This window comes from Pseudomonas sp. S3_A09 (assembly GCF_054668065.1).
In genome coordinates, this window is the sequence record NZ_CP162752.1 from 4,202,542 (window position 1) to 4,215,728 (window position 13,187).

Sequence of the window (13,187 nt, forward strand, 5' to 3'; positions counted from 1 at the left end):
ATCGCAGGCAAGCCAGCTCCCACAATGGATAGCATTGCTAATCCTTATTACGGACTGTAATACCCGACCGCCACCATGAAATGCCCGGCCTTGCGCATATACGCATGCTTGTTCTCGACCTTGTCGGTGACCGGATTTTTCCAGCGGTATGTGTATTCGCCCTGGTGCTGCTCGGCCATCAACTTGAGGATCGGCTCGCCCACCGGCTTGCCGTCCGGGTCCTTGATCTTGCTGAAGTCGGTGTTGACCAGGCGCAGGTTGGTGCCATGGGCCACATAGCGCTGGGTATCGAGGTCCACCACGAACACATAGAGGTCATCCTGCAGGAAACCGCCCTGCAGTGAGTTGATCGCCTTGAGCGTGCCGGTTTCATCCTTGAGCAAGGCCGTCGCGGCCTTGTCGCGCAGGGCCCGGGCCTGTTCCGGCGTGGCCCTTGGCAGGTAATAACCTACCGCGAGGATGCGTTCGCCCACGCGCTGATAGAACACATGCTTGTGTTCAACCTTGCCATCGTTCCAATTCTGCCAGCGATAGTCGGCCTGCTGGATGCCCTGATCTTCCGACACCTTGAGCGCATCCTTGAAGGAGTGGCGCAAATCCGGCCCCAGCACTTCGGACACATCACGGCCGATCAAGGCGGAGGAGGGGCCACCGCTGGCCAGCAGCACGCCTTGGGTGTCGACCACGAACACATAGCGGTCGTGGTCGATGAATTCGCCCTGTCGGCTGAAGGCGGCAAACGCTTTGTCGCCATTGCTGTGGTAGTAGGCCAAGGCTTTTTCCAGCAGCGCCTTGGCCGCCTTGGCGTCTTCATCCTGAGTCGTTGTGGCGTGCACCTGGCTGAAACACAACAGCAGCAGCCAGGTGAGTCGGAACAATACCTTCATTACCCGTCCCTCGTTCTTGTTGATGTGACAAGAGCGTAGACGGTCGCGGGCGACTCAGAAGGGTTTGGTCGGCAGGTACTTGCCGTCCAGGGTGATTACCGCGCGGGAGCCGCCGTCCGGGTCCTCGACCTTCTTGATGTCCAGCTTGAAGTTGATTGCACTGATGATGCCGTCGCCAAATTGCTCATGCACCAGTGCCTTGAGGGTGGAGCCGTAGACCTGGAGCATTTCGTAGAAGCGGTACATCGTCGGGTCCGTTGGCACGCCGCCGGGAAAGCTGCCGCGCAGGGGCACGCTTTGCAGCAGTCGGCTGGCATCCTGGTCCAGGCCGAGCTTGTCGCAGACCACGTCTGCAGCCTCCTTGGGCAGCGGGTGCTGGCCGAGCAGGGCGGCGGTGACGAACGCCAGGCTCAGCCCGGTGCCGTCGGTGAGGTCCTGCCAGGACAGGTTCTTGCGTGCCTTGAGGTCGATAACGGTATCGGCCAGGGCCAGGCGTGGGGTTTGTGAGAAGTTGGATTGCAACATGGTGAGGTCCTCTGGGTTGGAAAAGGGGGATCAGGCAGCGTGAGTGGGCTGGCCGAGCAGCGAAACGAAGTGCCCGCTGCGGCTGTCCAGGGCGTCGATGGCGCCGGTTTCGATGTCGTACACCCAGCCGTGCAACCTCAGCCGGCCTTGTTCCAGGCCCAGGGCGACGCAAGGGTGGGTTTTGAGATTGGCCAATTGGGCGATCACGTTTTCACGCACCAGTGAATCCAGGCGGGCGGCGTCCGATGCGTGCTGGCGGGCGGCGTTGATCACCTTGGCCGACTCAGCATGGCGCAGCCAATTGGCCACGGCGGGCAGGTGGTCCAGGCATTTGCAGGTGGAGATGGCAGTCATCGCGCCGCAGTCGGAATGGCCGCAGATCACAATGTCACTGACCCCCAGTACCGCCACCGCGTATTCGACGGTGGCCGATACGCCGCCTGGCTCCGGGCCGTAGGACGGCACGATATTGCCCGCATTGCGGATCACGAACAGGTCGCCCGGTTCCTGCTGGGTCAGCAGCTCGGGGACGACGCGGCTGTCAGAGCAGGACACAAACAGCGTGCCGGGGGTTTGGGTGGTGGCCAGGTGCTTGAACAAGTCGCTGCGTTGGCCAAAGGCTTCGGCCTGGAATTTACGGAAGCCGTCGATGAGATGTTGCATGGGAGGTTCTCCTTGCGTCGCTGATGGGGGCAAGGATGGAAGTTTTAAGTTATAGCGTCCAAGACCGGTTTATGATGGTTGCTATTGGTCATGCCTATAGTTGGGGGCTTCGATGCTGCTGCGCCATATCCGTTACCTGCTGGCGGTGGCCGAACACCGCAACTTCACCCGCGCCGCCGAGGCGCTGCATGTGTCACAGCCGACCTTGTCGCAGCAGATCAAGCAGTTGGAAGACACCCTGGGTGCACCGCTGCTGGACCGCTCCGGGCGCAGTGTCCGCCTGACCGATGCCGGCGAGGCCTATGTCCGTTTTGCGCGACTGGCCTTGCAGGACCTGCAGGCCGGCACCCGTGCCATGCATGACGTGCAGGACTTGAGCCGGGGCAACCTGCGCCTGGCAATGACGCCGACGTTTACCGCCTACCTGGTCGGGCCGTTGCTGGCCCAGTTCAACCAGCGGCATCCGGGGATTACGGTCAGCATCGAGGAGTTGACCCAGGACCGCATGGAAACCGCCCTGGCGGAAGACGCGCTGGATATCGGCATTGGTTTTACCGGCGAGCATCTGCCGGACATCGAGTGCGAAGGGCTGTTTGTGGAAACGCTGAGTGGGGTGGTCGGCGCAAACCATCCGGGGTTGGACAGCCGGCAGTGGCTGACGCAACCACTGGTGTTGTTGAACCAGGGCTTTGCGACCCGGCGCTACATCGATGACTACTGTCGTACCCAAGGGATAAACCCTGTGATTGCAATGGAGGCCAACTCCATCAGCGCGATCATCGAAATCGTGCGCAGCACGGCGCTGGCGACCCTCCTGCCCAGCGCAATCGCCCAGGCCCAGCCAGGGTTAAACGCGGTGGCAATCAGCCCGGCGTTGCCCCAACGCACCGTGGCACTGCTGAGCCGCAAGGGCGCCTATCGCAGTGCCGCGTGCCGTGCGTTTGTGGCATTGATCAAGGCGTGGCCAGCCACTGGCTGACGATAGCGTCATAGGCTCCCGTGGCCTGGCTCAGGTGCAGCCATTGGTCGACGTAGTTTTTCCAGGCCACATCATCACGCGGCAACAAGAAGGCTTTTTCGCTGTACTGCATCTGCCGCTCGGGGTTGACCGCACACAGCCCTGGCTTGAGCTTTTGCTGGTAACGCGCCTCGCTGGCGTCGGTGATCATCACATCGGCCTTGCCCGCCAGCAGTTCGTCGAAGATGGTCACGTTGTCATGCAGGCGGATCTGCGCCTGGCCCAAGTGGGCGCGGGCGAACACTTCATTGGTGCCGCCGGCCGGTTCGATCACGCGTACCTGGGGCTGGTTGATCTGGTCGACGGTCTGGTAACGCTGCACGTCGGCACAGCGGACCAACGGGATCTTGCCGTCGACGCCCAGGGATTGGCTGAAGAAGGCTTTTTTCTGGCGCTCCAGCGACACCGAAATCCCGCCCACGGCAATGTCACAGCGCTGGGCCAGAAAGTCCGGCATCAGGGTTTTCCAGGTGGTGGGCACCCATTGGATTTTTGCGTTGAGGCTCTTGGCCAGGGACTCGGCCATGGTGATGTCGATGCCTTCATAGCTGCCATCGGCGCGCAGCGAGGTGTAGGGCTTGTAGTCGCCGGTGGTACACACGGTCAGCGTGCCGCGCTGCAACACCTGGTCAAGGTGCGAAGGCGTGGTGTCCGCCAGGGCGCTGGTTGCCAAACTTGCCAGTACACAGAGGGCGAAAGGCGCTTTCATGCGGTCGAGTCCTTGGGGCTTGGGCGGGGGGCTCATTATTTCCAGCGTTGGGCGACGTGGCAAGGTGTGGCGAATGTTTAGCCAAGTTGCAACCAAACTCCGTCAACCCTGAATTTAATCACCTGTGCAGGCGTGTGACGCTGGCGGTTATCTCTAGCACTGTGATTCCCGCATGGACGGCTCCTCCGACACACACACCGCGACACTGCCGTCCGATCTCGCGTTCTGGGCCTTGTTCCACTGCCGACACGCACGCCCACCAGATACCGCATTCCTACGTTGATCCATCCCCTCGATGGCGCGCACCTGCGCGCCTGCCGGCCCCCTACGTATGAGAATGCCCATGAGTGTTTTTGCCTGCCTGCACGAAGCCCAATCCTTCCTTGAACAAAACCCGGACATCGAGATGTTCGAGCTGTTTATCCTCGACAACAATGGCGTGCCGCGCGGCAAGTTGCTGCACCGCGATGAGTTGCTGGCGGTGTACGAAAGTGGCCGGCCTTTGCCCAGCACCATCCTTGGCCTGACCATCAATGGCGACGACGTGGAAAACTCCGGTCTGGTGTGGGAGGTGGGCGATATCGACTGCCGCGCCTACCCGATCAGCGGCAGTTTGCAGCGCATGCCGTGGCGCCTGATTCCGACGGCGGCCGTGCAAGTCAGCATGCACCCGACTGAAGGCCTGCCCGCCACCGTCGCCGATCCCCGGCATTTGCTGGCCAAGGTGATCGACGCGCTCAAGGCCGACGGTTATTACCCGGTGATGGCGGCGGAGCTGGAGTTCTATCTGCTCGACCAGAAGCCCGACAGCAATGGCCGCCCGCAACCGGCGCGGGATGTGGACGGCGGCCGCCCACGTTCGACCCAGGTTTACGGCCTGCGCGAATTGGAGCAGATCGAACCCTTCCTCGCCGACCTCTACAGCGCCTGCAAACTGCAGGGCATCCCGGCGCGCACGGCGATTTCCGAGTACGCGCCGGGCCAGGTGGAAATTACCCTTGAGCACCGCTCCGACGCGCTGCAAGCCATGGACGAAGCAGTGCGCTACAAGCGCCTGGTCAAAGGCGTGGCGCATCAACACGGGATGACCGCCTGCTTCATGGCCAAGCCGTTCGACGACCTGGCCGGCACCGGTATGCACATGCACGTGAGCCTGGCGGATGCCCAGGGCAATAACCTGTTCGCCAGCGAAGCCACCGATGGCACGCCGCTGTTGCGCCAGGCGGTGGGCGGCATGCTCAGCACCTTGCTCGATTCACTGCTGATGTTTTGCCCCAACGCCAACTCCTACCGCCGCTTCCAGACCAACAGCTATGCGCCGCTGGCCGCCACCTGGGGCGTCGACAACCGCACCGTCAGCCTGCGCGTGCCGGGCGGGCCGGCGAACTCCCGGCATATCGAACACCGTATCTGCGGCGCCGACGCCAACCCCTATCTGGCCGCCGCTGCGATTCTGGCCGGTATCCATCGCGGCATCCGCGAACAGCGCGATCCCGGCGCTCCAGTAGAAGGCAACGGCTACGCCCAGGCCACAGCGTTGCTGCCTACCGACTGGCTCACCACGTTACGCGCCATGGAAGGTTCGAGCTGGGCGCGAGAAGCATTTGGCACTGAATTCCTGGACGTGTATCTGGCGGTCAAGCGCGCTGAATACCGCCTGTTCATGGGCGAGGTGGGAGAGCAGGACTGGCGTTGGTATCTGCATCAGGCGTGATCGGGCTGCGGTGGTGAACGCTTCGACCTTTTTTTGACATCGCAGTGGTTAAGCTGCGAATCAAGGTCGTTCACTACCGTTTCAGCCACATGAGCCTGCGATGTCGCCACAACCACCATCCTCCATCGAGATTGAATACGCCGAACGCTGTGACCGCGAGCACGCCAGGGTCTGCGGCGATACACGCCCGCCAAGGCTGCGGCAGCGACTGGCATCGTGGCGCGACGAGTGGCTGGTGCGCCACGCGCTGAAAGTCGCCGGTGAGCCTGGGTTGGTGCTGGACCTGGCCTGTGGCTCGGGACGCTTCTGGCCGGTGCTGGCCGAACACATCAACCGGGTGATCCTGGCGTCCGACAACTCCCAGAGCATGCTCGACCACGCCCGCACCCACCACCCGGCGTCCCTGCTCAAGCGGGTCAAGACCTTCCACGGCTCGGCGTTTACCATCGGGTTGTCGGCAAATGCGGTGGATTGCATTTTCTGCCTGGAATTGTTTCGCCATGTGCCCAGCAGCGAAGGGCGATTGGCCCTGCTGCGCGAGTTCCACCGGGTCAGCCGTGACACGGTGATTGTCTCGGTCAATTCCCGTACCGCCGTAGAGGACGAGTTCCGCCAGGCGGGTTTCAAGGTCCTGCATCACCAGGAATTCATGCCGGGCTCAAGCCTGTGGCGGGTTTACGTGTTGCGTAAGAGAGGATAACTCCCGCCTGTCGGACTATTCTTCATCTCTTGTCTGAGTTTTCATGGTCGCCTGTGCACTGCGGATGCTCGCTAGCCCCTTTCGCGATATATACTGCGCGCCATTCTTCAAGGGAGAGCCGTGTGGCCATCGATATTCACTGGATCTGCGACAACGATAGCCTCGGCCAGCATTGCGCCGAATGGCAGCAGTTGCCATTCGTCGCCCTCGACACCGAATTCATGCGGGTCGATACCTTTTATCCCATTGCCGGGCTGATCCAGATTGGTGATGGCGTAAGCGCTTACCTGATCGATCCCCTGACCATCGACAACTGGCAACCCTTGGCCGCCTTGCTGGAGAACCCGGCGGTGATCAAGGTGGTGCATGCCTGCAGTGAAGACCTGGAAGTGTTGCTGCGCTTGACCGGCAGCCTGCCAGTGCCGTTGTTCGACACTCAATTGGCCGCCGCCTATCTGAACCTCGGTTTCTCCATGGGCTACTCGCGCCTGGTGCAAGCCGTGCTGGATATCGAGCTGCCCAAGGGCGAGACCCGTTCGGACTGGCTGCAGCGGCCATTGTCGGAGACGCAAGTCAGCTATGCCGCCGAAGACGCGGTGCACTTGGCCGAGGTCTACACGCGTTTGCGCCCGCAGCTGTCGGACGACAAGTACGCCTGGGTGTTGGAAGACGGTGCGGAGTTGGTCGCCAACCTGCGCCGCGAAGTCGACCCGTACGAGGTGTACCGCGACGCCAAGCTGGCGTGGAAACTGTCGCGCGCCCAGCTTGCCGTGCTGCGTGAACTGTGCGCCTGGCGCGAGCAGCAGGCCCGCGCCCGTGACCTGCCGCGCAACCGCATTATTCGTGAGCACTCGTTATGGCCCCTGGCCAAATCCCAGCCGGATAACCTCGCCGCCCTGGGCAAGATCGAAGACATGCACCCGCGTACCGTGCGTCAGGACGGCCAGTTCCTGCTCGACCTGATCAAGCGTGCCGGCAGCGTACCGATGGACCAATGGCCGCCCGCCGTTGCCGAACCGTTGCCGGTGGATGCCGCTGCACTGATCAAGCAACTGCGCGCGATTGGCCAGGCTGAAGCCGAACGCCTGGAGATGGCGCCGGAACTGATGCTACGCAAGAAAACCCTCGAAGCCCTGGTCAAAAGTGGCTACCCCGATGGTCCTTATCAATTGCCAGACTCGTTGCGTGGCTGGCGCCGCGAGTTGATGGGCCAGGCGCTGCTCGACAGCCTGGCCTCCGCCGGAGAACAGCCTTGAAACGTATCTGCTCCATCTACCGCAGCCCTAAACGCGCCGGCATGTACCTTTATGTCCTGAAAAGCGACGCCCTTGAGCGTGTGCCTGAAGGCCTGCTCAGCGTATTCGGCAAGCCGGTACACGCGTTCAACCTGGTGCTTACGCCTGAGCGCAAGCTGCAACAGGAAGACATCGTGCAGGTGCTGGAAAACCTCGACAAGCAGGGTTACCACCTGCAAATGCCGCCCCCCGAGGACGAGTACATCGAACACTTGCCCGAAGAGCTGCTGCGCCGCAACGACCCGATGTGATCGACCGGTGCTCCGTCCGGGGCACTTGCTTCAATGGAATCGTATAAGTGGGCGGTGGCCGTAAGGATGCGGGCGGCCGTCCGTACTGTTTTTGAAAGGTTTTATGCATGCGTGTTCTGATTGCTGAACAGGATCACCCGCTCTACGCCCAATTGCTCGGCGAAGCGGCACCGGACCTTGAAGTGCTGACCAGCGGCGACTCGGCCGAACTGTCGCGCCTGGCCGCCGATTGCCCGGTCTGGCTGGGCCAGCCGGACCTGTTGGCGACGCTGCTGCGCCAAGGCCATCGCCCGCAATGGCTGCAATCGACCTGGGCCGGCATCACGCCGTTGCTGGCTGAAGGCTTGCCCCGTGACTATCGCCTGACCCGTGCAGTCGGCATCTTTGGCCAGGTCATGGCCGAGTTTGTCCTCACCTACATGCTCGGCCATGAGCGCGAGGTCTTGGCGCGGCTGGTCAGCCAGGTCGAGCGCAAATGGGACAACCGCATGGGCCAGAGCCTGGCGGGGCGCAAGGCGCTGATCGTCGGTACCGGCGATATCGGCCAACGTGTGGCCGAGTTCCTGGTGCCGTTCGGCGTGAAGCTGTACGGCATCGCCAGCACCGCACGCGAGCAGGCGCCGTTTATCGAAGTGGCCGGGCTCGACCAGTTGGGCCGGATGGTGGGGGAGGTGGACTACGTGATCAACCTGCTGCCCAACACGCCAAGTACCCATGATCTGTACGACGCGGCGCTGTTCAAGCAATTCAAGCCGACCGGCTTGTTCATCAACGTCGGGCGCGGGGTGGCGGTGGTGGATGCCGACCTGGTCGAGGCGTTGAAAGAGGGCCATTTGGCGGGCGCGGTGATCGACGTCTGCCGTCAGGAGCCGTTGCCGCAGCGCCATCCGTTCTGGACCGCCTGGGGCCTGTTGCTGACCGGCCACAGCTCGGCGCCGACGTCGCCGGAGTTGATGGTCGAGCTGTTTGTGCAAAACCTGCGGGCGTATCAGGCCAAGCAAGCGCTGCGCGGGGAAGTGGATTTCGAGCGCGGTTACTGACGGCAGCGCCCGCCCGCCGGGCGCACTCGTTTACCTTGGGTCATGTACATACCGTCTGACAGTCAAGATGGAACCTTTTTTCAAGGGGCTCCACGCAGAGATGGCAAAGAACGCTGACGCGCGCACTTTGTAGGACATCTTCTTGACTAAGGACAGCTAACAACATGACCACTCTGAATTCGCCCGTTGTTTATACCCAGCCATTGGTGCTTCCCAATAGCGCCGCCCCGCCCGTTGCCTTGCAGCGCCAAGGGGGGACAGCGGCAACCGACGCCCCTGTACCCAAGCCTTCATCGGCATTGCAGAAAGCGTTGGGAGACCGCTGTAACCAGCTTGCCCTGGCGCAATCACTCCAGCGTCTGATTCAAGACCTCACTCAGCAGCTCGTTCCCGATGAGTCGGCATCCAAGGCCCGGAAGCGGATGGAAACGGCGCTGGCGTCGCATCTTAAAAGTACAACACTGTTTGTGTGCGAAGACTCCTCGTGGCCAGGCCCGACTCTGCCTGAGAACCGCATGGTCAGCCTTGAGGACTACCTGCTTGGCTGCGGCCTGCAGGTACCGAAAACCCTCGAAGCGCTGGTAACGCTGAAAGATTCGAGCGTCCTGCAGGCGCAGGTCCATCCCCTGGGCAACCTCAGTGGCGCGCTGTCCTGGCCGCAGCCCATGGCCAGCAACGACCAGGAGGCTGTGCTCGCCCTGCTTCAAAGCAACGCCAGCGGTTTGCCCGGTCTGCCGTTGGCGGAGCGTGAGAAGGGCGCCCTGGGGTATTTGATGAGCGGCAGCGCGGTGTCCGAGGCCGACTTGAAAACGCCTATCGTCGCGATGGAAAAACTGCTCGGTTCACCCAAGGCCCAGGCCCTGGGGCAGGCGATCCAGTCGAGGCTGGAGGGTATCCCGACGGGTGTGGCCAACAACGACTATGTGTTGACCGCCATCCATCTGGGTCTTGACCCCGAAAGTCAGGCTGATCCGGCTCGCAACAGCGTCGCCGGGTATGATCTGGCGCGCAGCCAGCATTGGGGGCAGCCGGCCACGGTGGTCATTGAGGGGTTGGGTAAACACCTGGTTGAAAAAGGCCGGGCCAACGCACAAACCGCCCCTCTGGCGGCCTATCTGTTGTTGGCCAGGACGGCACCTGAGTATCTGGTCAAAGACATTCCGGCGAGTGTGACCTATGGCAGCGTGCTCTGGGCTCAACTGGCGATGGCAGTGGCCAGGATCGAAGCGCAAACCCCGGGCCGAACACTGGGCATGGGGTACGCCGAGATTTTGCTGGGCGCCGAGACGCTCCCTGTCGACGAAGAGCTCTGCCAACAGATCGACTATCAGGCACTCAAGGACTGGGGCACCGTCAATGGACTGCTCATCGATACCGAAGAGGCACCCTCGGCGAGTGCCATGGAGCGTGTGAGGACTGCATTCAACAGTCACCTGAGTTCACTGAAGACCACCAGCGACGCGCTGCAAACCGCAATCCCCAGTCGTTCAGCGATGGGCATTGCGCAACTTCAAGCGGCATTCCCCGAGCTGGACCCCCGCTTGTTCGAAGTGAAGAATATTCAGAAGGCAAGGTTAAAGGAAGGGCGGCCCGGCGTTTATCCCGGCATGCGTTCGATGCTGGATATCGTCATGGAAGGGGGAGCGCTGGGGCCTGAAGATCATTGGGTATCCAATGACAAACGCCTCCCCGTCGATAAGTTCTGTAATCTGTATCGGGCCGGCAAACTAGGGGTTGCCACCCCGTTCAAGACAGCCTACGACAGCGCTATACAAGCGCAAGGCGAGGGCCAGCAAGGCCTGGTCAGGCACCTGATTTCGACATTGCCCTTGGAAGACCGCAAGAACCTGGAGTTCGGCAAGCTGGAGTTCTTCCACACCCACCAATACAAAATTGCCGGTGATTTATTGACCCCGCCTGCTCTGCACGTCCGAGGGCATACGCTGGAGGTGAAAGCGACGCAAACTAATGGTCAGGTGGATATTTATCTGATCGATACGCGCCAAGGCTCTATTGAAAAACAGAACTTCCTGAAACGTCGCCGCACTGAACCCTATACCGCCGACAAAATGGAAGAGCGCGACGCTAACATCCTCTCTCGTACCGCGCTGTTTGAACCTGGCAATGATAAGCCCGCCCGGCGGTTCCTGGCCCAGCCTGAAGGTACGCAGCCGCCTGACAGCTTCAACTCCGAGCGCAGTCATGCTATCGCCGACGTATTCGTGAAGTCCCTCGACCTGAAGAACGATGACCTGTTGAACGAGGCCAGGGGCATGACCTCGTTTGACCAGGACAGTGCCCGGAATGAGGCGATTGCTGAGTTTTTTCGCAGCCTGATCCCATTGCGTTCGGCCATCGTCAACTTTAAACATGGCAATGTCGGCCAGGGCCTCTTCGACCTGGCCCTAGACGTCGTGGGCTTGGTCACCTTAGGCGCGGGCAAGGCTGCGCAGGCAGGCAAGGTGCTGGGCAAAGGGCTTTCAACGGCGAGTCAGGCGGCCAAGGCTGCGAGGTTTATCGGCGCAAAGGTCGTTGAGGCATTCAACCCCTTGAGTGGCATCGGCGAGCTGCTGGTGGGGGGCGGCAGGTTGGCGGTTGGCGGTGGCCGTTATCTGGTCCGCCAGTTCAATGTGCTCAGGGGCACGGCCGGCGGTTATGACCTGCTCAAGGCCGCTAGCAAGCAGCATGGGGACGCGGCCATCGGGGTCTTCAAGGTGGCGGGCGAAAATGTTGAGGGCGTTGCCGTGCAGCACAGGCGCAAATGGTACGCCCTGGATACGCAAACCATGCGCCCCTACGACCGACCTATTCACGACTTCGCTCCCGGGGTCCGCGCGGTGGATGGCAAGATTACCCACTTGCCGACCGTACCCGAGGGCGAACTGAGCAATGGGATGTTTCGTCAATTCAGCGTGCCTCGGTCAAGAATTACCGGGCTCTCACGCAACAGTCAGGGCGTATATGTCGCTGCTGACGGCCACCTGTCGCATATCCGCCATACCGACGGCAGTGGCCGAACCGCCCTTTACGAAGTACGGCAAGTGGCGCGTACAGCCGACGGAAAAGTACAGGCCCGGGTCTATCACAACAACCGACAAACCGGGTTGCTGGTCGAGCATGTCCAGGGTGATCAATGGCGACGCCTGGGACTCCAGGGCGGTGCTCCAACGTCGATCAAGGCAGACTGCGGGCCGGTGATTGGCAGAGGGGGCGAGGGCGTCGTCTACGCCAGTCTTGATGGGAAGCGCGCCTATAAGGATTTAGGACCGACGCGATACACGCCCTCGGATAACATCGAATTATCCGACGTTCAATATTTGAATAAATACTATGGCGATGGGTTTGCACGCACAATCGTCGAGGACGGTCGCAGGTATCTGGTCATGGGCAGGATCGAAGGGGTGGACCTTGCGCACATCAACAAGAACAGTTTACCGCCGGAGGCCCGCTCACTGCTGGCGGATACGTTCGCAGAGATGGAGGCGAAGGATATTTACCACAACGATTTACAGTTGAAAAACTTCATGTACAGCGCGAACGACAATAAAATTTACCCGGTGGATATGGACGCGTTGTCCTCTGAGTTCATGGTCTCGTTCTTGATGCAGGACTATGAAAGGAAGAAGCAGAGGTTACTCAAGCAATATGCGGCACTTGTCGCTAAAGCGCCGTGAGCCATTGGATCCAATAACCCCTCAGTGAGTTGCCATCGCCTGGCAACTCACTGTCAGCTCCATCTGCCTCAGAGGCTGAAATCGCCCTCGCAAACCAGCTCGCTCAACGGCTTGCGCGGGCTGGGTGTTTCGCGACCTTGCAGGTATTCAGGCAGGGTCGACTTATCGCCCAGCTTGCCCACGGCCACGGCGGCATGCAGCGCATAACCTTGCGGGATTTTCAGCTCTTTGCGGGTCAGTTCCTGATCGAAACCGGCCATGCCGTGGGTGTGCCAGCCGCTGAGACTGGCCTGCAGCGCCAGGTGGCCCCAGGCCGAGCCCGTGTCGAAGGTGTGCCACAGGGCCGGGGTTTCTTCGCTGGCGCCGGGGGCAGTGAAGTCGGTTTTCGAGGCGATGATCACCAGGGCCGACGCGTGTTGCGCCCAGCCACGGTTGAATTCATTCAGCAAACCCAGGAAACGCTCCCAATCCGGCGTGTCGCGGCGGGCGTAGAGAAAGCGCCATGGCTGCGAGTTGTAGGCGGACGGCGCCCAGCGCGCGGCTTCGAAGAAACTCAGCAGGGTTTCCTGGGAGATGCTCTCGCCGGTGAAGGCACGGGGCGACCAGCGGTCGGTGAATTGGGTGTGGATCGGATAGTCGGCAACACGTGTCATGGAGCAGTTCCTGATCGTCAATTCGGCGCTCAAAGCTACTGCGCGGCCACTAGACTGA

Annotated in this window: 12 protein-coding genes; 7 read left to right on the forward strand and 5 right to left on the reverse strand. The window is 61.3% G+C overall.

What is annotated here, in order from left to right:
- Nucleotides 1-47: 47 nt before the first annotated feature.
- Genes AB4N92_RS19555 through AB4N92_RS19565 form a run of 3 tightly spaced genes read right to left on the reverse strand, consistent with a single transcriptional unit; the run spans nucleotide 48 to nucleotide 2,075 of the window.
- Complete coding sequence (locus AB4N92_RS19555) at nucleotides 48-887, reverse strand: cache domain-containing protein (protein WP_042570724.1); 840 nt, start codon at nucleotides 885-887, stop codon at nucleotides 48-50.
- A gap of 54 nt (nucleotides 888-941) precedes the next feature.
- On the reverse strand, nucleotides 942-1,412 hold the full coding sequence (cynS, locus tag AB4N92_RS19560; RefSeq protein WP_010212145.1) for a cyanase: 471 nt from the start codon (nucleotides 1,410-1,412) through the stop codon (nucleotides 942-944).
- Nucleotides 1,413-1,442: 30 nt separating this feature from the next.
- Entirely contained in the window at nucleotides 1,443-2,075 is a 633-nt protein-coding gene (locus AB4N92_RS19565) for a carbonic anhydrase (protein WP_010212144.1), read from the reverse strand.
- A gap of 112 nt (nucleotides 2,076-2,187) precedes the next feature.
- Here AB4N92_RS19565 and cynR point away from each other — a divergent pair, with 112 nt between their 5' ends.
- The gene (gene cynR / locus AB4N92_RS19570; RefSeq protein ID WP_044286824.1) at nucleotides 2,188-3,054 is read left to right on the forward strand and encodes a transcriptional regulator CynR; all 867 of its coding nucleotides are present in this window, start codon (nucleotides 2,188-2,190) and stop codon (nucleotides 3,052-3,054) included.
- Here cynR and AB4N92_RS19575 read toward each other — a convergent pair.
- Nucleotides 3,029-3,802, reverse strand: a complete 774-nt coding sequence (locus AB4N92_RS19575) for a transporter substrate-binding domain-containing protein (RefSeq protein WP_010212140.1) — start codon at nucleotides 3,800-3,802, stop codon at nucleotides 3,029-3,031. The two genes, cynR and AB4N92_RS19575, sit on opposite strands and share 26 nt — an antisense overlap.
- A 343-nt stretch (nucleotides 3,803-4,145) precedes the next feature.
- Between AB4N92_RS19575 and AB4N92_RS19580 the strand changes: the two genes are divergently transcribed.
- The 6 genes from AB4N92_RS19580 (at nucleotide 4,146) to AB4N92_RS19605 (ending at nucleotide 12,476) form a co-directional block, all read left to right on the forward strand.
- Nucleotides 4,146-5,516, forward strand: coding sequence for a glutamine synthetase family protein (locus tag AB4N92_RS19580; protein WP_236267002.1), 1,371 nt, complete (start codon nucleotides 4,146-4,148; stop codon nucleotides 5,514-5,516).
- Between the two features lie 100 nt (nucleotides 5,517-5,616).
- Nucleotides 5,617-6,216 (forward strand): class I SAM-dependent methyltransferase, encoded by a 600-nt coding sequence (locus AB4N92_RS19585; protein WP_010212136.1) that lies wholly within the window; start codon nucleotides 5,617-5,619, stop codon nucleotides 6,214-6,216.
- 122 nt (nucleotides 6,217-6,338) lie between these two features.
- Nucleotides 6,339-7,472, forward strand: coding sequence for a ribonuclease D (gene rnd / locus AB4N92_RS19590; protein WP_010212135.1), 1,134 nt, complete (start codon nucleotides 6,339-6,341; stop codon nucleotides 7,470-7,472).
- Nucleotides 7,469-7,762 (forward strand): YcgL domain-containing protein, encoded by a 294-nt coding sequence (locus tag AB4N92_RS19595; protein ID WP_010212133.1) that lies wholly within the window; start codon nucleotides 7,469-7,471, stop codon nucleotides 7,760-7,762. Before rnd ends, AB4N92_RS19595 begins: the two co-directional genes overlap by 4 nt.
- A gap of 107 nt (nucleotides 7,763-7,869) precedes the next feature.
- Nucleotides 7,870-8,802 (forward strand): D-2-hydroxyacid dehydrogenase, encoded by a 933-nt coding sequence (locus tag AB4N92_RS19600; RefSeq protein ID WP_010212132.1) that lies wholly within the window; start codon nucleotides 7,870-7,872, stop codon nucleotides 8,800-8,802.
- A 164-nt stretch (nucleotides 8,803-8,966) separates the two neighbouring features.
- On the forward strand, nucleotides 8,967-12,476 hold the full coding sequence (locus AB4N92_RS19605; RefSeq protein WP_236267003.1) for an OspG family effector kinase: 3,510 nt from the start codon (nucleotides 8,967-8,969) through the stop codon (nucleotides 12,474-12,476).
- Between the two features lie 68 nt (nucleotides 12,477-12,544).
- Here the strand turns inward: AB4N92_RS19605 and AB4N92_RS19610 are convergent, their stop codons facing one another.
- Nucleotides 12,545-13,129 carry a nitroreductase family protein gene (locus AB4N92_RS19610; protein WP_010212129.1) on the reverse strand — a complete coding sequence of 195 codons (585 nt, stop codon included), beginning with the start codon at nucleotides 13,127-13,129 and terminating at the stop codon, nucleotides 12,545-12,547.
- Nucleotides 13,130-13,187: the final 58 nt, after the last annotated feature.